Origin of the sequence: Flavobacterium hungaricum, from assembly GCF_015182285.1 — a bacterium.
GTDB classification, from domain to species: Bacteria; Bacteroidota; Bacteroidia; order Flavobacteriales; family Flavobacteriaceae; genus Flavobacterium; species Flavobacterium hungaricum.
Map to the genome: position 1 here is coordinate 626682 of NZ_PRDM01000002.1, position 26598 is coordinate 653279.

Consider the following 26598-nt stretch of genomic DNA (forward strand, 5'->3'; position numbering starts at 1 on the left):
CCCTTAACTCTAAGTAAAATTGAAAGCAAAAGGTTTAGTTCTCGTATTTTGTGTGTTTTTTATTTTTCAATCCTGTGGTCGAAAATCAAATTTTAATTCTGATTTTTCTTTATTTAAAGATTATATCGTGAGTTTTACAGGCGGAATCGTTTCTGCTCAATCCGATATTAGAGTTGTTTTAGCCTTTGATAAAAAAGAATGGAAAGTCAATCAGGAATTAGATCGTGATTTGTTTGATATTTCTCCAAGTGTTGACGGAAAAGTGGTCGCTCTTTCTGGAAATACAATTGCTTTTATTCCAGAAAAGAAACTGAAAGCGGGTACAGAATATCAAGTGACTTTGCACTTAGAAAAGCTCATTACACTGCCAAAAGAGAAAGAAAAAGACCTTTCAGAATTTAATTTTACGGTTAAAACAATCAAACAGGATTTTGTAATTAATACTGGCGATATCCAATCTTACAGCAAAGAGTATCAGTATCTAAACTGCGTTTTAAAAACGGCTGATGAAATGGATCTTGAAACGGCGATCAAGTTGGTAAGCGCGCAGCAGAAAGGAAAAGATCTTAAAATCAAATTTGAAAAAAAATCAGGGACAGCCAAAGAATTCAATTTCATCATAGACAGTATTCAGCGTTTTGAAGAAGTTTCAAATGTAGAAATTAACTACGATGGAAGCGATGCCGATATTGACCAGAAAGGCGAACAAGATTACGCCGTTTCGAGTATTAATGAATTTAAAGTGGTTAAGGTTGAAATTCCAGACGGAAACAATCAATCTGTTTCGATTAACTTTTCTGAACCTTTAGAAAAAGGACAGGATTTTGCTGGTCTGGTTTCTATTCAAAATACAAACAATCTTAAATTTTCTACCCAAGGAAATTTACTAAAAGTATATTTTACAAGCCAAGCCGCTGTTCAAAAAGCACCAGAACCTGTAGAAGTTGTGGTTGAAGAAGAAGAAACTACAGACGGAATAGTTGCAATAGATTCTGCAGCAGCAGTGATTGACACTGCAGCAACGGCACCAATAGAAGAAGAAGTTGTTGAAGTAGTTCCAGACGAAGAGCCGGAAACAGCGCCAGCTTTGAGCGGAGAATTACTGCTGGAAGTTTTTCAGGGAATTGAAAGCCAGTACGGCAAAAAAATGGACAATAATTATTCTGAAAAAATCACTTTTGACCAAATAAAACCAAGTATACGTTTTATTAAAAACGGAACTATTCTGCCGAGTTCGAATAATTTAAAATTAAATTTTGAGGCTGTAAGTCTAAGTGCTGTTGATGTAAAAGTCTATAAGATTTACAAAAACAATATTCTGCAGTTTCTTCAGTATAACGAATTAAATGGTGCGCAGAATCTTAAAAAAGTAGCGCAGCCAATTGCCAAGACAACGCTCAATTTAAAAGAAAGCAACTTAATAAATCCGACAAAATGGAACACTTTTGCTTTGGATTTATCTAAAATAATTACTCCAGAACCGGGCGCTATATACCGCGTAGAATTAGAGTACAAAAAGAAATACTCGATGTATAAATGCGAAACAACAGACGAAAGTGATACTGAAACAGAAGAAGAAGAGGCTGACGAAAATGATGTTAACTACAGTGGCAATTCTTATGACGATTATTATTATGATGATTACGAATGGAGAGAAAGCCAGGATCCGTGTTCAAGTTCTTATTATTACAATGCTAAAATAGGAACCAACATTTTAGCATCAGATTTGGGGGTAATTGCCAAAAGGGGTGAAAATAAATCGTACTTGTTTGCGGTAAATAATATTGTTACAACAGAGCCTGTTTCTAATGCAAGAGTAGATTTATACAGTTATCAGCAGCAGAAGCTGGCAACTGCAGCAACAAGCAGTGAAGGAATTGCTTCTTTTCAATTGGATAAGTTTGCTTATTTTGCCATAGTTTCATTAGGGAATCAATCGACGTATGTAAAACTCGACGACGGACTTTCACTGTCAGTAAGTAATTTTGATGTTGCCGGAGAAACTCTTCAAAAGGGGTTAAAAGGATTTATTTACGGAGAGCGCGGCGTTTGGCGGCCAGGAGACAATCTGTATTTATCTTTTATATTGAATGATGCGGCCAATAAACTCCCGACATCACATCCGATTAAATTTAGACTGAATGATCCAAGCGGTAAAACAATCTATCAAACCGTTCAAAAAACAAACGATTTAAATCATTATTCTTTTATTGTCCCAACAAGCCAAGATGCGCCTACAGGAAACTGGGAAGCCATGGTGAGCGTTGGAGGCGCTAAGTTTTACAAAAGCATTAAAATAGAAACGATAAAACCGAATCGTTTAAAAATTAAAAATAATTTTTCTAGAAAAACACTTTCAGCATCTTATCCAAACGCAAGTAATCTAGAAGTAACCTGGTTGCATGGAGCAATTGCAAAGAATTTGAATGTAGAAATGCAGGCCAAGTTTACACAGCAGAAAACGACTTTTAAGGGGTACGAAAATCATAATTTTGATGATTTGGTACGACAATTTGGTTCTGAGGAAATTAATATTTTCTCAGGAAAATTAAATGAAAACGGAAGAGTTTCTGTTCCGATTGATCCTAAATTACAAGGGCAGGCACCGGGAATGCTTCGTGCATCTTTCATTACAAAAGTATACGAAGAAGGCGGTGATTTTAGCACCGATGTAATTTCTACAACCTATTCGCCATACAAAACCTATGTAGGAATCAAGGCGCCTATTCCTAATAAATACGGCATGCTGGAGACTAGAACTGCAAATCGTTTTGAGGTAGTTACAGTTGATGAAAACGGAAGGCCAAAAGCGGTTAGGAATCTTGAAGTAAGAATTTATAAAATTGACTGGAGATGGTGGTGGGATTCTTCAATTAATAATCTGTCTAATTACAATTCGTCCAATTCAACAACATCGTATAAATCTGCCACAGTCGATACCGATTCCAGCGGAAAAGGAAGTTTTCAATTTACGTTAACCGATGAAGAGTGGGGACGTTATTTAATTCGTGTTGAAGACGGTACAGGAGGTCACGCAACTGCTTTAACAACTAATATTGATTGGCCGATCTGGTCAGGAAAAACACGTAACAGAGACGCATCTACGGCGAATATGCTGGTGTTTTCTACCGATAAGAAAAATTACGAAGTTGGAGAAAAAGCACAGATTTCGTTTCCGTCAAGCGAAGGCGGACGCGCTTTAATTTCTGTAGAAAACGGATCAAAAGTAGTGCAGACCGTTTGGGCTAAAACGCAGAAAGGCGAAACAAAAGTAGAGATCCCGATTACGGGCGCTATGGCTCCAAATGTGTATTTCAACATTACACTTTTACAGCCTCACGCGACGACCAAAAACGATTCTCCAATAAGAATGTACGGAATCGTTCCTATCGAGGTTGTGGATAAAAATACGATTCTGGAACCCAAACTAAACATGCCGGATGTACTGCGTCCAGAACAGCCGTTTACTGTAAAAGTAAGTGAGAACAAAGGCAGACAAATGACTTATACTATTGCGGTTGTAGACGAAGGTTTGCTAGATTTAACCCGTTTTAAAACACCAAATGCGTGGGACAACTTCTATGTTCGTGAAGCTTTGGGAGTAAAAACCTGGGATATTTACGATGATGTAATTGGAGCTTACGGCGGAAAAATAAATCAGATTTTCAGTATTGGAGGAGATCAGGATTTAGGTGGCGGAAAAGCCAAAAAAGCGAATCGTTTTAAGCCTGTGGTGTTGTATTACGGTCCATTTAAATTGGATAAAGGCGAAACCAAATCACATCAGTTAAAACTGCCAAAATACATTGGTTCGGTTAGAACTATGGTTGTGGCGGGTGATGCCAATACAAATGCATACGGAAGTGCAGAAAAAGCCACACAAGTTAAGAGTCCGCTGATGGTCTTGGCTTCACTGCCGAGAAAAATTTCGCCGTCAGAAAAAGTGACGCTGCCGGTAACGGTTTTTGCGACAGAAAATAAAATCAAAAACGTTTCGATTCAGATAAAAACCAGCAACGGATTAAAAGTTGCAGGAAGCGCAGTTCAAAGATTACGTTTTGCGCAGCCAGACGAAAAAATGGCCTATTTTAATTTAGTAGTCGGTGCTGCAACTGGAATTGCAAAAGTGCAGGTAATCGCAACCTCTGGAAGCGAGAAATCGGTTTATGATGTTGAAATTGATATGACCAATCCAAACCCGGTTACGAGTACTTTTACAGATGTTGTTTTAGCACCAAACAGTAGTAAAACAATTTCTTGGCAAACCTTTGGAATTGCCGGAAGCAACAAAGCAAGATTGGAAGTTTCGTCAATGCCGACCATCAATTTGAATGGAAGATTACAGTTTTTAATTCAGTATCCGCACGGTTGTGTAGAACAGACGACATCATCGGTTTTCCCGCAATTATTTTTGAATGATGTGGCTGATATCGATTCTAACAGACGTTCTATTATTCAGAAAAATATTGGGGCAGGAATTGCACGATTAGGAAGTTTTCAATTGGCAAACGGCGGCTTACCGTATTGGCAGGGAAATGCCATTGCAGACGATTGGGGAACTTCGTATGCGGGGCATTTCTTAATAGAAGCAGAGAAAAAGGGATATGTACTGCCAATTAATTTTAAATCAAAATGGCTTTCTTATCAGCAAAAAGAAGCGAAGCAATGGCGATTTGATCCGAAATACGGTAATGATTTAGCACAGGCGTACAGGTTATACACGCTGGCATTAGCAGGAAGTGCAGATTTATCTTCGATGAACAGGCTTAGAGAAACCAAAGGTATTTCTAACGAAAGCAAGCTCCGCTTGGCGGCCTCTTATGTTCTGGCGGGACAAAAATCTGCGGGACAAAGTTTGTTCTTAAATACCAATATTGATGGAAGTTCTGATGGTTACAGTTATTACTATTATGGTTCGACCGAAAGAAATAGAGCAATGGCATTAGAAACCATGCTTTTATTAGATCAAAAACAAAAAGCATTCGTAACAGCAGCCAAATTAGCCAAAGAAATGGCAGCCAATCAATGGATGAGTACTCAAACTACGGCTTATTGCTTATATGCGATGTCAAAATTTGCAGCTTCGAATGGTCCAAAAGGAATCAATATTCAGTTTAGCAAAAACGGAAAAGCAGAAACGATTAATACAACAAAAACGGTCGCAGACAGGAGTTTGTCTGTTCAGTCAGGATCTAACAGCATTACTTTAAAAAACAATAAAAATAACACTGTTTATGTTCGTGTATTGAATACAGGGATATTGCCAATCGGTCAAGAAAATACGACTCAAAGTGATGTTGCAGCTTCTATTGTTTTCAAAAACAGAAAAGGAAGTGTTATTGATGTTTCTAGAATCAATCAGGGAACTGAGTTTGTTGCCGAAGTAACCGTTAAAAACCAAAGAGGAGAAAGCGTTCAAAACGTTGCCTTGTCGCAAATTCTTCCTTCAGGATTTGAAATTGTAAACACACGTTTTACAGATTATGGAGATGCGGTAAATAACGTTGCCGATTACATTGATATTCGTGACGACAGGACAAATTTCTATTTTGGGATGAAAGCCAGAGAGACAAAAGTCTTTAGGATTTTGCTAAACGCATCGTATTTAGGAAACTACTATTTACCTGGCTTACAATGCGAAGCGATGTACGATAATACATTCTTAGCCAGAACAAAAGGATTCTGGGTTGAGGTTGTAAAATAAATTGTTAGCCGCAGATTATACGGATTAAAAATGATTTTGAAAATCTGTGCTAATTTGTGTAATCTGTGGCTGAAAAACTTTGTGTTAAAATATTTCCCGCAGATTTTGCAGATCAAGCAGATAAAATAAATCTGCCAAATCTGCTGAATCTGCGAGCAAAAAAGCTTAGCGAACTTCGCGTTTACTTAGTGACTTTGCGGTTAAAATCATCAATATTGAAAAGTAAATTAAAAGCGTTTTTCCAACGCATTATAACTTGGATAAAAAGAAATAAAATAAAATCAGCAATTGCATTTATGCTCTTGCTGATTTATTATTTTTCTTTGTCAAGACCTTTATTCCAAGAACCCTATTCAACAGTAATCGAAAGTAAAGAAGGAGAATTACTTGGTGCTAAAATTGCCCGAGACGGACAATGGCGTTTTCCAGAGCAGGACAGTGTTACGGACAAATTCAAAAAATGTATTGTTTATTTTGAAGACGAATATTTCTACAAACATCCGGGCTTTAATCCTGGGGCAATGATTAACGCTTTTAGACAAAATCAAAAAGCAGGTAGAGTGGTTCGAGGCGGAAGTACGTTAACACAGCAGGTTATTCGGTTATCAAGAAAAGGCAAAAAACGAACCTACTTTGAAAAAATCATTGAAATCATTCTGTCTACACGTTTGGAATTAGGATATTCAAAAAACGAAATACTTGAATTGTATGCTTCTCACGCACCTTTTGGAGGTAATGTTGTAGGGCTGGAAATGGCATCTTGGCGTTATTTCGGCGTGCAGTCCCATCAGCTTTCTTGGGCAGAAAATGCAGTTCTGGCCGTTTTACCCAATGCGCCAAGTTTGATTTATCCTGGAAAAAATCAAATAAAACTATTAAATAAGCGAAACCGGCTTTTGCTAAAATTGCATCAGGAAGGAATAATCGACAAACAGACTTATGAACTTTCTATAGAAGAACCATTACCTCAAAAACCATATGATCTGCCGCAGATTGCACCGCATTTATTACAGAGAGCCGCTAAAAATGAAGAAGGAACCCGAGTAAAAACAACAATTGATTATGCTTTGCAGAATAGAGTAAATCAAATTGCGAGGTATTATTACAACCAATACAAGCAGAACGAAGTGCATAATCTGGCAATTTTAGTAATAGATGTCCAGAATAGAAATGTGATGAGTTATGTTGGGAATGCTCCGACAGATAAAGACCATCAAAAAGATGTTGACATTATTGATGCACCCAGAAGTACCGGAAGTATTTTAAAGCCCCTTTTGTATGGCGCAATGCTTGATGACGGTGAGTTGCTGCCTAATACTTTAATTGCTGATGTCCCAACGCAAATTTCGGGTTATACGCCTCAGAATTTCAACCTTACTTTTGATGGTGCAGTGCCGGCGCATCGTGCTTTATCGCGTTCGTTGAATATTCCGGCGGTATTGATGCTTCAGGATTTTGGCGTCAATAAATTTTACGAAGAACTCCAAAAGTTTAAACTAAAAAACATTAACAAAACACCCGATCATTATGGATTGTCGCTTATTTTGGGCGGTGCCGAAAGTAATTTATGGGATTTATGCAGAACCTACGCTAATTTATCTTCGACATTAAATTACTACTCTAAACATCAGGATAAATATCGGACAAATGAGTTTACAGAATTAAATTATAAGAACGATTTTAAGCCTGATTTTGGTTCAGAAACCAATCAGAAGAATATTTTGGGAGCGGGATCAATTTGGCTGACGTACAATGCTATGGAAGAGGTAAACAGGCCGGAGGGAGACGAAGCCTGGAAGTTTTATGACAGTTCTTTAAAAATTGCATGGAAAACCGGTACCAGTTTCGGAAATCGCGATGCTTGGGCAATAGGAACAAATTCCAGATATGTAGTCGGAATCTGGGTCGGAAATGCAACAGGTGAGGGAAGACCTACTTTAACCGGAGTTACCAGCGCAGCGCCAATTTTATTCGACGTTTTTAATTTACTGCCGAGACAAAGATGGTTTGATACGCCTTATAAAGATCTGGCAGAAGTTGAAGTTTGCCGTTTAAGCGGTTACTTAGCAAAAGACAATTGTCCGAAAATTAAACAATGGGTTTCTAAAAAAGGGAAATCGACAAAAGTTTGTCCGTATCACAAAACGATTCATTTAGATCAAACACAACAATTTCAGGTAAACAGCAGCTGTGAAAATGTCGAAAATATAGTGGCTAAAAATTGGTTTATTCTGCCTCCGGTAATGGCTTGGTATTACAAAAGCCAGCATATTGAATATCTGCCTTTACCTCCGTTTAAAGAGGGGTGCGAAGGAACGCAAGCCACCACAATGGATTTTATTTACCCAAAAGCAAACAGCAAAATTTATTTGACTAAAAACTTCAACAGTGAAGTACAGCCGGTAATATTGAAAGTTGCTTATGCAGAACGTGATAAAGAACTATTTTGGTATGTTGATGATGTGTATAAAGCCACCACCAAAACGTTTCATGAACTGCCCATTACGCCAACAGCAGGAATACATTATATTACAGTTGTAGATGCTTCTGGGAATGAAATTAGAAGAAGAATTGAGATTGTGAGGGAATAAATTTTTTTGAAATTCCAAATTGCAATTCCAAATTCCAAATTCCAAATTCCAAAAATTGGTTAGTTTCTTATTTTTTGTCTGGCTGATCGGAGTCGAAGCCCTTTGACAAAGATGTCGCATGGTCTTGTGATTTCTCCTTTCGGTCGAAATGGTAAAATAAAAAAAAACTTATTGTGAAAACGAGTGCCTAGCCCAGATAGGAGCGGTATCCTTTTTCTGGCTTCTTTAGCCAGGAAAAGATACAAGCGGATAGCTGGAAATTGCTTCTAAATAAAATAAATTACAAGTTTAAAATTCCAAACGAGATTGCTGCGTTCCTCACAATAATGCATAAAAAAACCGCCCCGATGCATCGGGGCGGTTTTTAATTTATTCTGAAATAACATTTCCTTTTTTGTCATAGAAATGGTATTCTAAGTACGTGTAAGCGTCACGAGGTATGATTTTCACCCATTTCTTATGTTCAAAAAACCATTTTGAACGTAATGATGGAAAACCTTTGCTGAGGTATGCAGCCACAAACGGATGTGTGTTTAGGACAACCTTATTGTGGGTTTTTAAAATTCTTTCTAAATCAGAGGTGATTTTGTCGATAATTAAAATTGGCGCTTCAATTTCGCCATTAACTTTATTAGGATCTTCCTCTCTGGTTTTGATATTAACTTCTGGTCTTACGCGCTGTCTGGTAATCTGGACTAAACCAAATTTACTTGGCGGTAATATTTTATGCTTTGCTTTATCGTCGCTCATTTCTTCTCGCAAGAAGTCGAACAAAACTTTCCTGTTTTCAGGATTAGACATATCGATAAAATCAACTACGATTATTCCGCCCATATCTCGCAGACGAAGTTGTCTTGCGATTTCTGCAGCGGCAATCATATTTACTTCCATGGCGGTGTCTTCTTGATTGGTTGCCTTATTCGAACGGTTGCCGCTGTTTACGTCTATAACGTGCAGGGCTTCTGTATGTTCGATGATAAGGTAAGCACCTTTGCTCATAGAAACAGTTCTTCCAAAAGAAGTTTTGATTTGTCTCTCTATATTGTATTTCTCAAAAATGGGAGTGTCATTTGATTGATAAAACTTTACAATCGATTGTTTTGAAGGTGCAATTTCTTGCAGATATTCCTTCGTTTGGTGGAACAACTCTTCATCATCTATTTGTATACCGCTAAAGGTATCATTAAAAACATCTCTTAATATCGAAGAAGCTCTGTTGAGCTCTCCTAATACTTTCGACGGATGATGAGCAGTTGGTAATTTTTTACACATTGCAGTCCATCTGCCTAGCAGGTTCTGCAAATCTTTTTCTAATTCGGCTACGTTTTTGCCTTCGGCTACTGTACGAACAATAACACCAAATCCTTTAGGTTTGATCGATAGAACAAGTTTTTTTAGACGATCCTTTTCTTTTTTGTCTTCTATTTTCTGAGAAATAGAAACACGATCAGAAAAAGGAACTAGAACGATAAATCTTCCGGCAAGAGAAAGCTCAGCACTTATTCTTGGGCCTTTGGTAGATATAGGTTCTTTAACTACTTGAACTAAAACAGATTGATTGGCACTTAAAATATCAGTAATGATGCCATCTTTGTCAATCTCTTTTTCAAACTGAAAGGTTTTTAGGGAGAAATCTTTTATTTTACCTGCGCTTACAAGTTTTATGAATTTCAGTTGAGAAGCTAAGTTTGGTCCTAAATCGTGATAATGTAAAAAAGCATCTTTTTCGAAGCCTACATTTACAAAAGCGGCATTTAGTCCGGCAACTGGTTTTCTGATTTTGGCAATAAAAATATCACCAACCTGAAAGTTGCTTTTCTCTTCTTCTTTGTGTAATTCAATTAGTTTTCCATCTTTTAATAAGGCAAAATCTACGGCTTCAGAACTAGATCTAATGATTAATTCTTTATTCACACTGTAAATTTTTATCTGTTTTTTTCAGAAAATAGAGGGAAGAGAGAAGAGTATAGATAATGAAATCTAAAATCTTAAGTCTAAAATCTAAAATCTTATTCTACAGATGGATTAAACAATATTTTAAACAGGTATTATACCCGGGGAAAACTAGCTGGCAGTTTGCAGCTCTAAGTAATCAGCAGACTGAATGCTAAAAACTGATGACTGAATACTAATTTTCAATTTCAATGAACTTTTAAAAAGAAAAAAGTAGTTTAAAACTACTTTTTCTTTTTGTGGCGGTTAGCTCTCGCTCTTTTTTTACGTTTGTGAGTAGCTACCTTATGTCTCTTTCTTTTTTTACCACTTGGCATATTGTGTCAGATTTATGTTAATTAATATTATTTTGCTTCGTTGTTTGTTTTAACGCCTTCTACAAATACTTTTGCAGGTTTAAATGCAGGAATGTTGTGTGCAGGAATTTTAATAGTTGTGTTTTTTGAAATGTTTCTTCCTGTTTTTTCAGCTCTAGTTTTTACGATGAAACTTCCGAAACCTCTTAGGTAAACATTGTCCCCAGTTTCTAATGAAATTTTAACTTCTTCCATAAAAGACTCTACTGTTGCTTGAACATCTCCTTTTTCAAGACCTAATTTCTCTGAAATTTTCGCTACGATATCTGCTTTCGTCATTTTCTTTCCAATTTTATTTATAAATGGTGTACTATTTTTTTGAGTTTGCAAATATAGGAATTAAAAAAATAATTAATCAAGCTAATTCGTTAAATTTTAATTACATAAACATTTACTTTTGTAATCTAAGTATTTTACGATGGAATTTTCTAACATATTGATAAAATGGTATTTACAGAATAAGCGCGACTTACCTTGGCGAAAAACCACTAATCCGTACCAAATTTGGCTCTCAGAAATTATGCTGCAGCAGACTCGAGTAGCGCAGGGAATGCCTTACTTTTTCGAATTTACAAAGGAATTTCCTACAGTGAAACATTTGGCTGATGCATCTGAAGAAAAGGTTTTAAAGCTGTGGCAGGGATTAGGATACTACTCCCGGGCGCGAAATCTTCATAAAACGGCTCAGTTTATTGCTTACGAATTAAATGGTTTGTTTCCAGATTCTTATAAAGAGCTTTTAAAACTCAAAGGTGTTGGGGAATATACTGCGGCTGCAATTGCTTCTTTTTCTTATAATGAAGCGGTGCCGGTTGTAGACGGAAATGTGTTTAGGGTTTTGTCCCGATATTTTGATGTTGAAACCGATATTGCGCTTCCTGCTGCTAAAAAAGAATTTTCTTCTTTGGCACAAGAGTTAATGCCGTCTGATAATCCAGCTGTTTTTAATCAGGCAATAATGGAGTTTGGTGCTTTGCAGTGTGTTCCTAAAAATCCAGATTGTACAATTTGTGTTTTTAATGACAGCTGTGCGGCTCTTCAAAAGAAAAAAGTGAACCAGCTGCCTTTTAAATCCAAAAAAGTAAAAGTGACCAATCGGTTTTTTAATTATTTAATATTAGAAGATGTTTTAGGGAACACTTTAATTGAGAAAAGAACAACGAAAGGGATTTGGTATAATTTGTATGAATTCCCATTGCTGGAAACCGATCATATTTCCGATTTCGATTTTGTTGCCAGTAAGATAAAAGAAGATTTTTTTCCGCAATATACTATAATAGGTATAGAAGAATGTTCAGGAACTGCTGTCAAGCATAAATTATCGCACCAGCATCTTCATATTCAGTTTTGGAAAATCAAGATAAAAGAAATAATTAAAGACGGGATAGATGCTGAAAAATTAAAGACCTTTCCTTTTCCAATAGTGATTTATAATTTTATAGAAAATATGGAAGTTAAATTATAAGGATGCTAATTTGAGCGATTGGAGTACACTGAGCTATAATCATGCATTTTTCGAATATGTTTACCGCTTTTTTAAACGTTATGATTGAGGGTTTAAAAATAATCTTTGTATTTATAATTAGGATTAGAATTGGAGTAAAAGATCTGTTAATCAATTATTAAGAATGGAAATTTAAGATTATATAAAAGCATCAGATTATAATAAATGGTTAATAATTTTATAGAAAAGCAAGAATTAAATTGCTAAAAAAATGTATCTTTGGTAGAAATACCACCAAAAACTATGAACGGAACATTAAATAAAGTGATGCTAATCGGCCATTTAGGCGATGATGTCAAGATGCACTATTTTGATGGAGGCAATTGTATTGGACGTTTTCAGCTGGCTACAAATGAGGTTTATATAAACAAAACGACCAACGAAAAAATAACTTCAACAGAATGGCATAATTTGGTCGTGCGTAATAAAGCGGCTGAGATCTGCGAAAAATACCTTTCAAAAGGAGATAAAATTTATGTTGAAGGACGTATAAAATCGCGTCAATGGCAGGCAGAAGACGGGACGACAAAATATACTACAGAAATTCAGGTGACAGAGTTTACTTTTCTGACAACTAAAAAAGAAACTGCAAATCATAAGCAGAATCAAGAGACTGAACCAGCAAAAAATACTAACTTTGATGCTGCAAACGAAGGGCTTCCAATAAATGATCTGCCTTTCTAAATATGTTTAATTAATCTTTTTTGATTTGGACTCGGAGCCCAGTTTATTTTTAACTTCAGATTTTGACAGCAATTTAATAATTGGAACTGTCGCAATATTTATTCTGCTGTTTTTATCAGCTATAGTTTCAGGTGCCGAAGTGGCACTTTTTTCTTTGTCTCAAAAAGAAATTGATGAAACAATTCAGGGCAATCTGGCAAAAGGTAAAATCATTTCAAATCTTCTTGACAGGCCCAAAAAACTGCTGGCTACATTATTGGTCGCGAATAATTTTTTTAATATTGGCGTGATCATCTTATTTGATTTTATAGGACAGAATATTTTTTCTAGTGTTAATTCGCTGCTCTTTAAGTTTGTCTTAGAGGTTGTTTTGGTAACTTTTTTGATTCTTTTGTTTGGAGAAGTGCTTCCCAAAGTTTATGCCAGCAGAAACAGCATTTTATTTGCCCAGCGTGTTGCTTATCCAATTGCTTTTTTAGATAAATTGCTTTCGCCTATAAGCTTGCCAATGCGCAGCGTTACCTTATATTTGCAGCGTAAACTTGGAAGACAGAAAAATAATTTCTCTATAAATCAACTTTCGCAAGCTTTAGAATTAACAGATTCTGAGGGGACTTCGACAGAAGAACAAAAGATTTTAGAAGGAATTGTTTCCTTTGGTAATACCGATACGAAGCAGGTGATGAGTCCGAGAATTGATATTTTTGCTTTAGAAATATCCGAACCTTTTTCGGTTATCTATCCTAAAATAATTGATAAAGGATTTTCTAGAATTCCCGTTTATAGAGATAATATCGATCAAATTGAAGGCGTCTTGTTTGTAAAAGACCTGCTTCCTCATATTGACAAAGAAGATTTTGACTGGTCGTCTATTATAAGAGAGGCGTTTTTTGTTCCAGAGAACAAAAAGCTGGATAACTTACTGAAGGACTTTCAGAGTTTAAAAAGCCACTTAGCGATAGTGGTTGACGAGTATGGAGGCACTTCTGGACTGGTTTCTTTAGAAGATGTCATAGAAGAAATTGTCGGTGATATTAGTGATGAATTTGATGATGAGAACGTAAATTATTCTCAGATAGACGATAAAAATTTCCTTTTTGAAGGGAAAATTAATTTAAAAGACTTTTATCGAATTGTAGATGTTGACGAAGAAGTTTTTGAATCGCATAAAGGAGAAGCCGAAACGCTTGCAGGATTTATTCTGGAGATTTTAGGAAACTTTCCGAAAAAAGATCAAAAAGTTTCTTTTGAAAATTGTGTATTCACAATAGAAACAGTTGATAAAAAAAGGGTTAAACAAATAAAAGTTACATTAGAATAAAAATGCTGAAAAAAATAATTTTTGCGTCAACGATGATTTTGGCGATCATGATGGTAAGCTGTAAAAATGATGTGGTGCCAAAACCAGTTAGCTTTTTGCGTCTGGACTATCCAGAAGCTGCGTATATGAATTTTGAAAACAGCTGTCCGTTTGCTTTCGAAATGAATGAAGATGCGATTATTAAGGGTGAAAAAGAATGCGGTTTTACGATTACGTATCCTAAAATGAAAGCAACGATTTATTTGACCTATAAACCTGTAAATGGCAATATTGATAAACTTTTAAGAGACGCTCAAAAACTGACTTACGAACACGTAATTAAAGCAGATGATATTTTGGAGCAACCTTACATTAATCCTTCAAAAAAAGTATACGGAATGTTTTATCAAGTTGATGGAAATGCAGCGACAAACTCTCAATTTTACGTTACAGACAGTACTAGGCATTTTTTAACAGGTTCTGTTTATTTTTATGCAAAACCTAACTTCGATTCGATTATGCCTGCAGCAAGTTATATTAAAAACGATATGCAGCGTTTGATGGAAACGTTGAAGTGGAAATAGAGAAATAAATCCATATTTTGTTCTGTAGTGTGCTAAAAAGATAAAGGGCTTTTTTGAAAATACTTGATAAGCAGAATTTAGATGCCTGTTATGTGTCCAAAAGCTTTATCAACGATTAGTTTAAGATTTGTATTATATAAAAAACTGCGCAAAGTCAGAGATGTTTACGCAGCTTTTCATTGGAACTCTTCGGAGAGCTGGGCTCAATTATTAAGATTTTTTGTTCTAAAAAACTTAAAATTTTTTCAACTTCTATTAGAAATTTTTTATCAATTGTAAAATCTGTTTTAGAATGATTATTCCATATGAAATTATTATTATAAATTTCTAAAAAAATCTCTAACGATGCATTCTCTAAGTACTCATTATTAATATATAATAAGTCACTATAAAATTCAATAAGAATTGATAAATTATGCCATATTTGAATATTTTTTTCGTTAAGTTCTTTTTCATTTTTTAATTTACTTAAGATATCGAAATCAATTATTTTAACATTACTTATGTCTTTAAAAGAATTAACCCAATCATTCAATTCACTCATATTTATCTCATTATTGACATAATTTTTTAAAGTGATAAAATCAGGAAATATAAGAATTCTATCATTTTTATCTCTAAGAATAAATTCTTCATCTGTTTCTAAATAGGCACCCCAAACTAAAAAGTAACTTTCCTTTTTATAAAGTACTTTAAATAAATATTTGCGAAATTTTTCTGAAATATCTTCCATGATTATCTTCCTTCTTACATCTCTGAACCATTTTTTAACTTTACCCAAACTAGCGCAAGCATCTCGCTTGTGCATTCAGGCAGTTTCTTAACAAATATAAATTAAAAAGGCGTTCAAATTTGAACGCCTTTTTAATATCTAAATTTGAAAACTTAAGACTTAAAATTTGAAACTTTATAAGTTTTTCCGTCTCCAGTTTCCTGAACGACTTTAGTCAAAGATTCTGGATTTTTAAATTTGTTAAACCATTTTAAATTATTCATTTGGATAGAATTTTACTATGATATTGTTCCAAGTGCAAAATTATGAGGCGTTTATATGGCTGGTGCTATTAGGTTTTATTTTTTTTAAAGACTCGTAACTTCACTTTTATTTTTCATTAAAGTTTAAATAATCTTCCTCATTTTTTAATGCTCGAGGTAAAAATTCATTTGCTGCAGAAAGAATATGTTTCCACTCATCAACATTCATTAAAACATCAGTTTTAGACGTATAAAATTTGAAAACTAATTCTTTCTCTTCCGAAATTCCAATTTCTAAAAAGGGTTTTTGACCATCTTTTAAGAAAACTTCCAAATAGGGATAATCAAAATTTATATCCCCTACTTCGTCAATTCTTATGTTTATCATAAATATATTATTATGAAAAGCCCCAAGCCAGCGAGAGCGTCTCGCTCGTGCATTAAAGCAGTTTCTTAACAAATATAAATTAAAAAGGCGTTCAAATTTGAACGCCTTTTTAATATCTTAATTTGAAAAACTTAAGACTTAAAATTTGAAACTTTATAAGTTTTTCCGTCTCCAGTTTCCTGAACGACTTTAGTTAAAGATTCTGGATTTTGAACCGTTTTATCAAAGCTTACAGTGGCAGTTTTTTTGTCAAAATCTACGGTTGCTTTTTCAACTCCATCAAGATTTGCTAATTCTTCTTCTATAGTTTTTGCACATCCAACAGCACAAGTCATTCCGTCTATTGTGAAACTTGCAGTTTGTAGATTTTCTGCAGCAATTGCTTTGTGTTCTTTAGCGGTATTTTTTTCTGCATTTACAACTTGCAGGCTTTTATCTTCTTCTTTTTTACAGCTGGTAAGGGTTAGACCAACGATTGTTGCGGCAATTAAAATTTTTGAAATCTTCATTATATATAGATTTAAATGACTAAATAACTTTTGTGCAAAATTAATAAAAACCGAGAGGTCAGTCCATAAAATTATTACAAATTTGCAGTAAAAGACGATTTATGGAAACAAAACAGTTAAAGTGGATTTATTTAACTATTCTTTCTCTTATTTGGGGGAGTTCTTTTATTTTAATAAAAAAAGGATTGATCGGCTTAACGGCGATTCAGGTTGGGTCGTTTAGAATCATTTTTGCAGCCTTGTTTCTGTTACTTATAGGTTTTAAAAGTCTTAAAAAAATCTCCCGCCGACAGTGGAAGTTTGTTGCTGTAACTTCTCTATTTGGAACTTTTATGCCGGCTTATCTTTTTGCCATTGCCGAAACGCAGGTTGACAGCTCTATTGTGGCTATTTTAAATTCACTGACACCTTTAAATACTTTAGTTTTGGGAACTGTAGCTTTTGGGATTCAGTTTCAAAAACGACAGATTTTGGGTGTTTTTGTTGGACTTGTGGGGTGTTTGCTTTTGGTTTTAAGCGGTGATGCTGCGGGGGGAGGTCAAAATTACCTTTATGTTTCGCTGGTTGTTATCGCTACGCTTAGTTATGCTATAAATGTGAATTTAATTAAGAAATATTTACACGATTTAAATTCGCTGAGTATTACAACGGGAAATTTTACCGTATTGTTGCTGCCAGCACTTTTAATATTGAGCACAACAGATATCAGTCAGAAAATACATCTTGAAACGGCGCAAACCTCCATCTTCTTCGTGATGATTTTAGGTGTCTTAGGAACTGGAATTGCCAACATAGTTTTCTTTAGATTAATTCAAATGTCGTCTCCAGTATTTGCAACTTCAGTAACGTATTTGATTCCGATCGTCGCTTTTTTCTGGGGATTATTAGATAACGAAATGCTGACTCCGATTCAGTTTTTCGGTGCATTTATTATTTTAATTGGCGTTTATTTGTCGGCTAAGAAGTGATAGGAGGTTAGTAGTTGTAAGTTAGTAGCTGGGAGTTAGTAGTTAGGAGTTAAGGGTTAAGGGTTAAGGGTTAAGGGTTATAAGTTAAGAGTTAGGGGTTAAAGGTTAAGAGTTAAGGGTTGAGGGTTAAGAGTTAAGAGTTAGGAGTTAGGAGTTAAGAGTTATAAGTTAAGAGTTTGGCTTTACTTCGCTCGGTCTGATAAAATGATTTCATAAAAAAAGCTTTGTCAAAGTTTTAAACTTTGACAAAGCCCTTAAAAAATCTTAAAACCTAAGTAACTTAGTAGCTCAAACCTTTGTTCCTTTGAGCCTTTTGCAGCGTTGAATCTCTACTACAAGAAATCTTTTTCAGAAACTCCTTCGTTAATTTTAATGTCGGCCATTTTGATGTCCAATTCAAAACCAATATTCTGAACTAAGTTAAAAGGCACTTTTACACCTTTTACTTCTCTGTAATCATTAAAGTTAGTGATTTGAGTTACTGATTTTCCGGCTTGTTCACGAAGTTTAGATTCGGCTGTTTTTAAGCCTGATTTAATATCGTAATAATAAGTAGTTTTGCCGTCTTTAATAACATAAGCATCACTTCCGTTAATAGGTTCAATTCCTTCAACTTTTAAATCAGTTCTTTTTACAAGCTGTAATTCTTCAAAAGGAGCGGCGTTTGCTTTCATTTCAACTAAATCCTCGCCTTCCAGGTTTTTTCTCTGACCTTGCTGTTCGATGTAAGCACCTTTTTCGTTTACAACCTGCTTCATTAAATTCATTGTTCCCATTGATAAGGAAACCATCATTTTTCCTTTAGAATCTAATTTTGATATAAAAGTAAGCGGAGTCGGGGCTTGCGGGATTGTTGTAGAGCCATTCATAAAAAGAGTTTTTACACTTGTAACCGCTTTTTCGCCGCCAATTGCTTTAATATAATCTTCAAAAACAGTTTTGGCAGAAATGTCTTTTGGAGCTTCTTTTTTAACAGCAGGTTTTTCAACCGGATTTCCGTATTTATCAAAATAAGAAATCGGAATTTGCAGTTTTTCCAGACCTGTCAGTACATCAGAACCTTTTCCGACAATAACAATGCGCATATTATCTAATAAAAAATATTTGTTAGCCACACGATAGATATCGTCTGCCGTTACATTATTAATGGTCTGAATGTATTTTTCATAGAAATCTGCGGGAAGTTTTTCTGTTTCAATGTTTAAAGCATAACGTGCAACAGCCTGTGGTTTTTCGACCTGCATTACAAATCTTCCAATATAACCTGCTTTTACGTTTCTTAAAACCTCTGGATCCACTCTTTCGGTTCTGATTCTTTTAATTTCTTTAATAAATTGAACTACTGCGCTATCGGTAACGGTGTTTCTAACAGCAGACGAAGCTTTAAATTTACTTACATATTTACTGCTTCCAATGTTCGAACTTGCGCCGTAAGTCCACGCATGCTGTTCGCGTAAATTCATATTTAAGTAACTATTGAAATCGCCTCCTAAAATTTGATTGGCAATTACAGCAGGAAAGAAATCTGGATCGCTCATTCTTAAATTTACGGTATTAATAAGCGAAATTTCAGATTGTACCGCATTTGGAACATCTACAAAATCAATTTGAAGTTTGGAAACATTTACAGGATCTGGATAACTGTTTTTTGGTGCAGTTTGTTTTTTCCAGCCTCCAAACAATTTCTCTACAGACGATTTTGTTTCTTTAAATTTTACATCACCAATTACTACTAAATAAGCGTTTTCTGGAACAAAGTAAGTATTGTAATTGTTCTGAACGTCTGTAAGAGTTACGTTTTTTACGGTTTGCTCAGAAAGATATTCGCCGCTTGGATGATTTTTTCCAAAAGCCAGAACGTCTACAACACGATTGGCAATTGCAGGAACGCTTTTCTCGTCTGCTTTAAGACCTTCAAGAAGTTTAGCTTTTTCTTTATCAAATTCGGATTGAGTAAAATTCGGCTGTAATGCTCCTTCGGCCAAAAGTTCTAATACTCTTCCTGAATATTTAGACAAAGAACTTGCATAAGCGCCTTGAGAATTAAAGTTGATATTGGCTCCGTAGAAATCAATTTCTTCATTAAAAGCTTCTTTGGTAGTTTTTTTGGTTCCGTTTCCGATCAAACTGCTTGTTAGTTCATCTACGCCCTTTTTGTTTCCTTCAATAAATGGCGCATTATCAAGAGTAAGGTTAAAACTTACTCGAGGCAGTTTGTGATTTTCAACCACTAAAACCTTCATTCCGTTTGCCAAGACAAAAGTCTGCGGTTTTTTGATGTTGACTACTGGCGAACTGCCTGGCTTTGGTTGTGGACGATCTTGTGCTTGCATAATTCCAGATAGGAATAAAAGGATTAAAAATGTATGTATTTTTTTCATGATTCGAGGCTTCTTAATTTTGCGATTTTGTTGAAGGGATATAATCTAAAACCAAACGTTGATTAGGGTTTAGATACTTTTTGGCTACTTCTCTAATTTCTTCTCTTGTAATAGAATGGTAAATATCAATTTCGGTATTGATTAGATTGACATCTCCATACAATAAATAATAAGAAGCCAGATTTTCGGCAATTCCTTCTACGCTTGCATTGGCATTCACGTAATTATTATCGAATTTATTTTGTAGTTTTTCGTAGTCTTTCTCAGAAATCAAATCAGTTTGGATTTTTACGATTTCTTCGTCCATTTCTTTTAGAATATCGGCCGTTGTGTTTGGTGCCATTGGCAGACCGTACAAAATATACATTCCGTAGTCTTCCTGACTAAAACCTACAGCTCCGATCTGCAGCGCCATTTTTTTGTCGTCAACTATTTTTTTGTACAATTTGGAACTTTTTCCATCACTTAAATAAGAAGAGATCAAATCTAAAACTCTTGCGTCTCTCGTTTTCATCGAAGGTGTTCTGTAAGAAGCAACCACCATTGGAATCTGAATGTTCGGATCTTCGTAAGTTGCTTTTATAGTTTGAGTAATAGGTTGTTCTGTATAAGTCTGTTTTTTAACCTCTTCGCCTCTTGGAATTGAGCCAAAGTATTTCTGAATCCATTCTTTTGTTTTGGTTTTTTCAAAATCCCCGGCTACAACCAAAACGGCATTATTTGGCGTATAGAATTTTTTATTAAAAGCCTGAAATTCCTCCAGAGTTGCCGCATCTAGATCTTTCATAGAGCCTATAGTCGTCCAGCGATACGGGTGATTTTTGAACATGTTTTTCTTTACCTCCGGAAGAATATTTCCGTATGGCTGATTGTCGTAACGCATTCTTTTCTCTTCCTTAACTACTTCATTTTGGGTTTCAACACCAATTTTATTGATAATTGGATGCATTAATCTTTCAGATTCCATCCACAAACCAAGCTCTAAGCTGTTTGACGGAAAAACTTCGTAGTAATAAGTTCTGTCATCGTTAGTGTTAGCATTGTTTACGCCTCCATTTGCGGTAACAATTTTCATCCATTCGCCTCGTTTGATATTTTGAGTTCCTTCAAATAATAAATGTTCAAAAAAGTGAGCAAATCCTGTTCGGTCAGGGCGTTCGTCTTTTGATCCAACATGATACATTACAGAAGTGATAACAACAGGTGCAGAAGGATCGTTATGCAGGATAACATGAAGACCGTTGTCTAAATTGTATTCTTCAAAAGCTACTTTTTGAGCATGAGCCACTCCGCCGAGCATTAATGCAGCACTTAACATCATTATTGATTTTTTCATAAAGATTAATAATTTTATATACCTATTATAATGTGTAGGTAGACAATAGTTGATTATAGTTACATCAAAAATAGTTTATTTTAATTATCAATCGATGATTTGTTTGTAATAGAATGTTATTTTAACAATCTTTTACTTAGAAAGTATTTCGATTTTTGTTTTAAAGTCATTGAAAAACAGCATATTTAATGATAAAAATATTTTTAATCGTATAGATTGCACAATAAATTTTTAATTGTATATTTGCAACCTTAAAAATCAATAAATCAATTTGGTATGTATGCAATCGTAGAGATAGCAGGGCAACAATTTAAAGTAAGCAAAGACTTAAAGGTTTATGTTAACCGTTTGGCTAACGAAGAAGGTTCAAAAATTTCTTTTGACAAAGTTCTTTTATTAGACGATAACGGAAGCGTAACTTTAGGCGCCCCAGCTATAGAAGGTGCTTCAGTAGAAGCTAAAGTGTTACAACACTTAAAAGGTGATAAAGTTATCGTTTTCAAAAAGAAAAGAAGAAAAGGATACAAAAAAAGAAATGGTCACAGACAATATCTTACACAAATTGTAATTGAAGGTATTACTGCAGCAGGAGGAACTAAAAAAGCAGCAGCTAAAAAAGCAGTTGTAGCAGAAGAAGCTCCAGCTACTGAAGAAGCTCCAAAGGCTAAAAAAGCAGCAGCTCCAAAAGCAAAAAAAGAGACTACTAAAGAATAATAACAATATTTAAACTTATACGTCATGGCTCACAAGAAAGGTGTCGGTAGTTCGAAGAATGGTAGAGAATCAGAATCAAAACGTTTAGGCGTTAAGATTTTTGGTGGTCAAGCTGCTATTGCTGGAAACATCATCGTTAGACAAAGAGGTTCAAAACATAATCCAGGTGAAAACGTTTACATTAGTAAAGATCACACTCTTCATGCAAGAGTTGCTGGAGTTGTTAAGTTCCAAAAGAAAAGAGATAACAAATCTTATGTATCTATTATTCCTTTCGAGGCTTAATATTCATAAAGATTACTTTTTACAAAACCCGTTCAGAAATGAACGGGTTTTTTGTTTCGTTCTTTTAAAGACTTTACGCTAATAAATACTATAAATATTGGTTAGAAGCAGAAACCGCAAAGCTTTGTGAACTTTGTGTAATTCTTAGCGTACTTTGCGTTAAAATAATCAGCCTGTAAAAATATTTTCCCGCAAGATTTAATCTTATTTCCTTTAAAACTTATATTTGTCTTAAAGGATTTTAATCCTTGATTATTTTAAAAATTTAAAAGTTGAGGAAAATAATAATAGTTATACTGCTGATGGGTTTCAGTATGTATGGTAAAACAAGTTCAGATAGTATCAACAGTCATTTGGTTTTGCTTAGTACAGAACAGAAAAATGTTTTGTATGAACTAGCTGTTCTGAAAAAGAATGGTGTAAATACGGCCAATTTTTGGCTGCAACATAAAAGCCAATTTCCTCAATTAGACGATAATCTTAGAGATGAATTAGCATTGCAGGTTTTTGCAAATTCAGAAATCCAGTATACTGCACCAAAAAATTCTCCAGTTCAGTTTTGGATGCAGACCCAGCTGCTTACGAATTGGATGTTTTATTTATCGGCCTTTATTGCCATTTGCGCTATTATTGCATTATTCAAAAAGTATTGGAACCTGCTGATAGATTTTTTGATTAAACATCTAGCCCCTTTATTCCGGTTTTTATTTTCTCCTGTTTTGCTGACGTATGAATTATTAGTAATAAGTATTGTTTGTATATTTTACGGCTGTAAAATTGAAGAATTTGTACTTCGTACAGTCATTGTGCATGTAGGTTTATGTTTGTTGTGGAGTCAGTCTACGGCAATTTTTGCCCAAGAATACCTGCTGAAAAGATACGTTTTTAAAATTGAGAATAACTTTTGGGACGCTGATCCTTGGCAAGCTGTAAAAACGATTTGTCTTCCTGCTTTGGCGCTTACCCTGGCTCTTTTGTATGTGTTGTGCAATGTTCCTCAGGATATTTTTTATAATTATGAAATAGTTTTATCAGGAATTGCGGCAATTTATGCTTTGCCTTTCTGGCGATTTTTAGAGAAATATTTATATCCTGTTTTGTTTCCTTTTACAAGTGATCGCAGAGACAGAAGTATTAATTCTCTTGGCGGATGCACGGTTATAGCCATTGTTATCACAGTAGTGCTTATTTTGCAGTGTAATCCTCTTTTTTATAATAGTATTGCGGCTTTGATAAGTTTGCTGACATTATCTTTTTTAATTCTTTCTTTAAAATCGAATTACAGGATTCATTTTGGAAATTATTATTACCTGCAGTTTGTAACCATTATTTTTTTGACGGCAGTTTTTGTATTTGGGTTTTACTTCCGTTTAAACGAAATTATATGGTTTTCATTAATCGGAACAAGTGTTTACCTTGTGATCAAATACTTTGAAATTCTAAGCTTTTTTTCTGATTGGAGACGAAGTGTCTGGGCATGGAAATTACTTGGTGTCGCAGTCTTATTGTGGCTGCTGGCAAAAGGAATTTTATATGTTTCTAAAATTGTATTTATAAAGTAATGAAAAAACCTTTGCTAAAGTTTAAAACTTTGACAAAGGTTTTTTTATTCATTGGAGTTTAAACGATTCTGTGTTTTTACGGCTCTTCCGTTTTGCTTCCAACTTTTATTTTCGGATTATCTTGCGTACCGGTTATAGTCATAGGAATTCCGAATATTCCTAAAGGAGGAAGTCCCAAACGCATTTTTAAGTTTAGTTTTCCATCTAGACTGGTTGTGCCTTCAATTCGAGGTCTAAAGCCTGCAAACTTAAATTTAAATCGGTCTATGGTCATAATGTTGTTCTTAACTGTAGTGGTTATGTCTACTTTAGAAACATCTGGGTTCTTCATTGATTCTGAACCAGTTTTTTTGCTTACAGCTCCAAACATTTTTAAACCTCTAACTTTTACATCTTTTACAGAAAGCGTTCCTCCGCCGGTAAGAGAAGGATAAACGGGATTCATATTGCCATTTAATCTGCCTCTTAATTGATAGTTAAGTGAAACAATTCCCTGTGCTTTCTGGGCAGCACTTGCCATTTTTTTGAATACATCAATTTCATTGTACGCTCTCTTAATATCAAAATCAGATGCTTTAATCGTGTAATCAAAATTAGCATTCTGAGTGTCAACAGCCTGATAACTTCCGTTCATGGCAACATGGCAGCCAATTAAGTTAAAGCCGGTTTGCTGCATCATCAGTTTACCGTTGTTCATATTTAGGTTTCCTCCTGCATTCTCAAGTGTCAATTTATCAAAATAAACTTTCTGTGCATTCGCGATAAGCTCCAGATCAAAATTCTTGGGAATTATAATCACTCCAGATTGGTTACTTTCATTCTTTGCTTCGTGAGTTTTTGGAGTATTATTAAACATAAATTCGTCTACATTAATATATTTCGAAGAAACAGTAAACGAGCCTTTTAAAACTCCGTTTTTTCTAGTAGCATAATTTATTGCATTTTGTAGATAGCCGTTCATTTTAAAATCCGATTGTCCGTAGGATGCAAGGAAATTGTTAAACAGGATTTTGTCTTGATTGATTGTAAAAAGACCGTCTCTTATAATAAACTTTTGAGGCAGAAATTCTGAGGCTATCCCAATATTTCTGATTTCTAGAGTTCCTTTGTTGTTTAATTTTTCATAATTTCCTTTTATGGCATCACTTTGTTTTCCTTTTAAGGCCAGATCTGCTTTTATAAAACCATCTAAATCCAATCCTTTATAAGAGAAAACTTTGTATATTTTTTTTACATCAAGTTCACCTTTTGCGGTAACATCATAATTTAAATCGTCAAAATTGTGCAACAATGCCTGAACAAAGACAGGGTTTCCTTCAAAGGTTAATTGAGCAGGTTTAAGGTTGATTTTTAAATCTTGAAATGTTCCTTTTTTGTCCTCTATTGTAGTTTTAAATTCAATATTGGTAATAGGGTTAGGATAATAACTCGTTTGTACAAAGCCTTTTTTAAGATCTATTGTACCGTTTGCAATCGGAAAAAGTTTATTTTTTCGGTCAAATTTACCTTTTGCCTGAACATCTCCAGTCAAAATCCCTCTTAAGGTCAAACCAGGAACTCCCAGTCCTTTGTTTAGTTTTTCAAGATCAATTTTAGCTTTAAAGGCGGCGTCTACAGTTGGCGCATTCAATCCTTCTAAATAAAATTTCGATTTTAAATAATCGTCGCCTACATTTAAAGATAGATTTGCAGCGTCTACAATTAGTAGATTTGGCTTTAAGGAAGGGACTTTGGTTTTAATTTCAAAATTTAAATCTGAAACTGGAAAATCACTATTGTCATAATTTATAAAACCATCTTCTATTTTTAAATCAAAGTTTAAATCTGGTGCGATGTTTTGTGATGCAATGTATTTCCCCTTCAATGTTAGAAGCAGATTGGTATTTCCTTTCAGTTCGGTTTTAGAGAGCCAGGTAATGTATTTTGGCGGGAAAGCTGTAAATACATCATACAACTCGCTGTCGTCAGATTTAATAACAAAATCCATGTTATAACCATCTTTTAAGAAATCAAATTTTCCTTTAAAATCAACAGACAGCTGATTGATTTTTAAATTGTTCTGCTGAAAAAAGAATGACAAAGAGTTTACGTTGACCTGAGTAATCAGATCAGCATCTACTTTTTTATTCATTAAATAAGGTTCGTTATCGTAGATAATATTCAGCTTCTCTATTTTTGCTCTTGAATGAAGATCAAATACAGCTTTGCTTAAATCTCCTTTTCCTAAATAATCAAAGCCAATCGCGTCAAAATGTACTTTTGTTGATTGGTCGTCATAAATAATTTTACTATTTAAGATTTGTATTCTTTCGAGTGTTATCGCCGTGTCAGTGCTGTCTTTAGGCTTAGTGTCTTTCGCTGTAGATTTGTAAATATTGTAGTTTGCCTCTCCGTTTGGACTTACTTTTACATTGATAAAAGCATCGGATAAATAGATCTGATCAATTTTTGCTGATTCACTAAAAATTAAACTTACCACATCAATACCAAAAGAAACTTCTTTTGCGGTGATAAATTTTTCATTCTTATACGGCGCTGAACCATTTAAGTGCAGATCGGTCAAGGTTAATGTCAGGGACGGAAAATGGTGAAAAAACGAAACAGAAACATCCGAATAATTAAGTTCGGCACTTAAACTTTCGTTGGCTGTTTTCTTAATTTTTTCTTTAATCTGATCTGCAAAAATAATAGGTGTTACAAATAGTAATGCTAAGATTACGGCAAGTGTAATTACGGTATATTTAGCTGTTTTTAATAAGAACGGTTTTGATGTAATTTTAGACATATAGGCTTAGATGCGGTAT

General features: G+C 34.6%; 18 protein-coding genes. 10 read left to right on the plus strand and 8 right to left on the minus strand.

Annotated elements, in window-relative coordinates:
- The first annotated feature begins 19 nt into the window (after window positions 1–19).
- Window positions 20–5704 (plus strand): alpha-2-macroglobulin family protein, encoded by a 5685-nt coding sequence (locus C4F50_RS10480; RefSeq protein WP_193846665.1) that lies wholly within the window; start codon window positions 20–22, stop codon window positions 5702–5704.
- A 215-nt stretch (window positions 5705–5919) separates the two neighbouring features.
- Complete coding sequence (gene pbpC / locus C4F50_RS10485) at window positions 5920–8295, plus strand: penicillin-binding protein 1C (protein ID WP_193846667.1); 2376 nt, start codon at window positions 5920–5922, stop codon at window positions 8293–8295.
- A 369-nt stretch (window positions 8296–8664) separates the two neighbouring features.
- Here the strand turns inward: pbpC and C4F50_RS10490 are convergent, their stop codons facing one another.
- Both C4F50_RS10490 and C4F50_RS10495 read right to left on the minus strand, forming a co-directional pair.
- The gene (locus C4F50_RS10490) at window positions 8665–10209 is read right to left on the minus strand and encodes an Rne/Rng family ribonuclease (protein ID WP_193846669.1); all 1545 of its coding nucleotides are present in this window, start codon (window positions 10207–10209) and stop codon (window positions 8665–8667) included.
- A gap of 383 nt (window positions 10210–10592) precedes the next feature.
- Window positions 10593–10883, minus strand: coding sequence for an HU family DNA-binding protein (locus C4F50_RS10495; protein WP_193846671.1), 291 nt, complete (start codon window positions 10881–10883; stop codon window positions 10593–10595).
- A 139-nt stretch (window positions 10884–11022) separates the two neighbouring features.
- On the opposite strand from C4F50_RS10495, the gene mutY reads away from it, so the two are divergent.
- The 4 genes from mutY to gldD all read left to right on the plus strand — a co-directional run bounded on the left by mutY (window position 11023) and on the right by gldD (window position 14676).
- Window positions 11023–12069 (plus strand): A/G-specific adenine glycosylase, encoded by a 1047-nt coding sequence (gene mutY / locus C4F50_RS10500; RefSeq protein ID WP_193846673.1) that lies wholly within the window; start codon window positions 11023–11025, stop codon window positions 12067–12069.
- A 282-nt stretch (window positions 12070–12351) separates the two neighbouring features.
- The gene (locus tag C4F50_RS10505) at window positions 12352–12792 is read left to right on the plus strand and encodes a single-stranded DNA-binding protein (RefSeq protein WP_193846675.1); all 441 of its coding nucleotides are present in this window, start codon (window positions 12352–12354) and stop codon (window positions 12790–12792) included.
- Window positions 12793–12817: 25 nt separating this feature from the next.
- The gene (locus tag C4F50_RS10510; RefSeq protein WP_193846677.1) at window positions 12818–14113 is read left to right on the plus strand and encodes a gliding motility-associated protein GldE; all 1296 of its coding nucleotides are present in this window, start codon (window positions 12818–12820) and stop codon (window positions 14111–14113) included.
- Between the two features lie 2 nt (window positions 14114–14115).
- Window positions 14116–14676, plus strand: coding sequence for a gliding motility lipoprotein GldD (gene gldD, locus C4F50_RS10515; RefSeq protein ID WP_193846679.1), 561 nt, complete (start codon window positions 14116–14118; stop codon window positions 14674–14676).
- A gap of 154 nt (window positions 14677–14830) precedes the next feature.
- On the opposite strand, the gene C4F50_RS10520 is transcribed toward gldD, so the two are convergent.
- The 3 genes from C4F50_RS10520 to C4F50_RS10535 all read right to left on the minus strand — a co-directional run bounded on the left by C4F50_RS10520 (window position 14831) and on the right by C4F50_RS10535 (window position 16548).
- Entirely contained in the window at window positions 14831–15409 is a 579-nt protein-coding gene (locus tag C4F50_RS10520; RefSeq protein WP_193846681.1) for a hypothetical protein, read from the minus strand.
- A gap of 369 nt (window positions 15410–15778) precedes the next feature.
- On the minus strand, window positions 15779–16039 hold the full coding sequence (locus C4F50_RS10530; protein ID WP_193846683.1) for a hypothetical protein: 261 nt from the start codon (window positions 16037–16039) through the stop codon (window positions 15779–15781).
- 131 nt (window positions 16040–16170) lie between these two features.
- Window positions 16171–16548 (minus strand): heavy-metal-associated domain-containing protein, encoded by a 378-nt coding sequence (locus C4F50_RS10535; RefSeq protein ID WP_193846685.1) that lies wholly within the window; start codon window positions 16546–16548, stop codon window positions 16171–16173.
- Window positions 16549–16649: 101 nt separating this feature from the next.
- On the opposite strand from C4F50_RS10535, the gene C4F50_RS10540 reads away from it, so the two are divergent.
- The gene (locus tag C4F50_RS10540) at window positions 16650–17516 is read left to right on the plus strand and encodes a DMT family transporter (protein WP_193846687.1); all 867 of its coding nucleotides are present in this window, start codon (window positions 16650–16652) and stop codon (window positions 17514–17516) included.
- Window positions 17517–17848: 332 nt separating this feature from the next.
- Here the strand turns inward: C4F50_RS10540 and C4F50_RS10545 are convergent, their stop codons facing one another.
- Both C4F50_RS10545 and C4F50_RS10550 read right to left on the minus strand, forming a co-directional pair.
- Window positions 17849–19897, minus strand: a complete 2049-nt coding sequence (locus tag C4F50_RS10545) for a M16 family metallopeptidase (RefSeq protein ID WP_193846695.1) — start codon at window positions 19895–19897, stop codon at window positions 17849–17851.
- A gap of 13 nt (window positions 19898–19910) precedes the next feature.
- Window positions 19911–21233 (minus strand): M16 family metallopeptidase, encoded by a 1323-nt coding sequence (locus tag C4F50_RS10550; RefSeq protein WP_193846697.1) that lies wholly within the window; start codon window positions 21231–21233, stop codon window positions 19911–19913.
- A gap of 276 nt (window positions 21234–21509) precedes the next feature.
- Here C4F50_RS10550 and rplU point away from each other — a divergent pair, with 276 nt between their 5' ends.
- From rplU to C4F50_RS10565, 3 genes are all read left to right on the plus strand, one after another.
- On the plus strand, window positions 21510–21947 hold the full coding sequence (gene rplU / locus C4F50_RS10555; protein WP_193846699.1) for a 50S ribosomal protein L21: 438 nt from the start codon (window positions 21510–21512) through the stop codon (window positions 21945–21947).
- A gap of 24 nt (window positions 21948–21971) precedes the next feature.
- Window positions 21972–22232, plus strand: a complete 261-nt coding sequence (rpmA, locus tag C4F50_RS10560) for a 50S ribosomal protein L27 (RefSeq protein WP_095952625.1) — start codon at window positions 21972–21974, stop codon at window positions 22230–22232.
- A 272-nt stretch (window positions 22233–22504) separates the two neighbouring features.
- Window positions 22505–23794 carry a hypothetical protein gene (locus tag C4F50_RS10565; protein ID WP_228012000.1) on the plus strand — a complete coding sequence of 430 codons (1290 nt, stop codon included), beginning with the start codon at window positions 22505–22507 and terminating at the stop codon, window positions 23792–23794.
- Window positions 23795–23870: 76 nt separating this feature from the next.
- Here C4F50_RS10565 and C4F50_RS10570 read toward each other — a convergent pair whose 3' ends face one another.
- Window positions 23871–26579 carry an AsmA family protein gene (locus C4F50_RS10570; protein ID WP_193846705.1) on the minus strand — a complete coding sequence of 903 codons (2709 nt, stop codon included), beginning with the start codon at window positions 26577–26579 and terminating at the stop codon, window positions 23871–23873.
- Window positions 26580–26598 lie beyond the last annotated feature (19 nt).

What these genes read in the sequence shown, in the direction of transcription:
- C4F50_RS10495 (WP_193846671.1), bottom strand. Translation starts at nt 10,883, where the DNA reads ATGACGAAAGCAGATATCGTAGCGAAAATTTCAGAGAAATTAGGTCTT.
- mutY (WP_193846673.1), top strand. Translation starts at nt 11,023, where the DNA reads ATGGAATTTTCTAACATATTGATAAAATGGTATTTACAGAATAAGCGC.
- C4F50_RS10505 (WP_193846675.1), top strand. Translation starts at nt 12,352, where the DNA reads ATGAACGGAACATTAAATAAAGTGATGCTAATCGGCCATTTAGGCGAT.
- gldD (WP_193846679.1), top strand. Translation starts at nt 14,116, where the DNA reads ATGCTGAAAAAAATAATTTTTGCGTCAACGATGATTTTGGCGATCATG.
- C4F50_RS10520 (WP_193846681.1), bottom strand. Translation starts at nt 15,409, where the DNA reads ATGGAAGATATTTCAGAAAAATTTCGCAAATATTTATTTAAAGTACTT.
- C4F50_RS10530 (WP_193846683.1), bottom strand. Translation starts at nt 16,039, where the DNA reads ATGATAAACATAAGAATTGACGAAGTAGGGGATATAAATTTTGATTAT.
- C4F50_RS10535 (WP_193846685.1), bottom strand. Translation starts at nt 16,548, where the DNA reads ATGAAGATTTCAAAAATTTTAATTGCCGCAACAATCGTTGGTCTAACC.
- C4F50_RS10540 (WP_193846687.1), top strand. Translation starts at nt 16,650, where the DNA reads ATGGAAACAAAACAGTTAAAGTGGATTTATTTAACTATTCTTTCTCTT.
- C4F50_RS10545 (WP_193846695.1), bottom strand. Translation starts at nt 19,897, where the DNA reads ATGAAAAAAATACATACATTTTTAATCCTTTTATTCCTATCTGGAATT.
- C4F50_RS10550 (WP_193846697.1), bottom strand. Translation starts at nt 21,233, where the DNA reads ATGAAAAAATCAATAATGATGTTAAGTGCTGCATTAATGCTCGGCGGA.
- rplU (WP_193846699.1), top strand. Translation starts at nt 21,510, where the DNA reads ATGTATGCAATCGTAGAGATAGCAGGGCAACAATTTAAAGTAAGCAAA.
- rpmA (WP_095952625.1), top strand. Translation starts at nt 21,972, where the DNA reads ATGGCTCACAAGAAAGGTGTCGGTAGTTCGAAGAATGGTAGAGAATCA.
- C4F50_RS10570 (WP_193846705.1), bottom strand. Translation starts at nt 26,579, where the DNA reads ATGTCTAAAATTACATCAAAACCGTTCTTATTAAAAACAGCTAAATAT.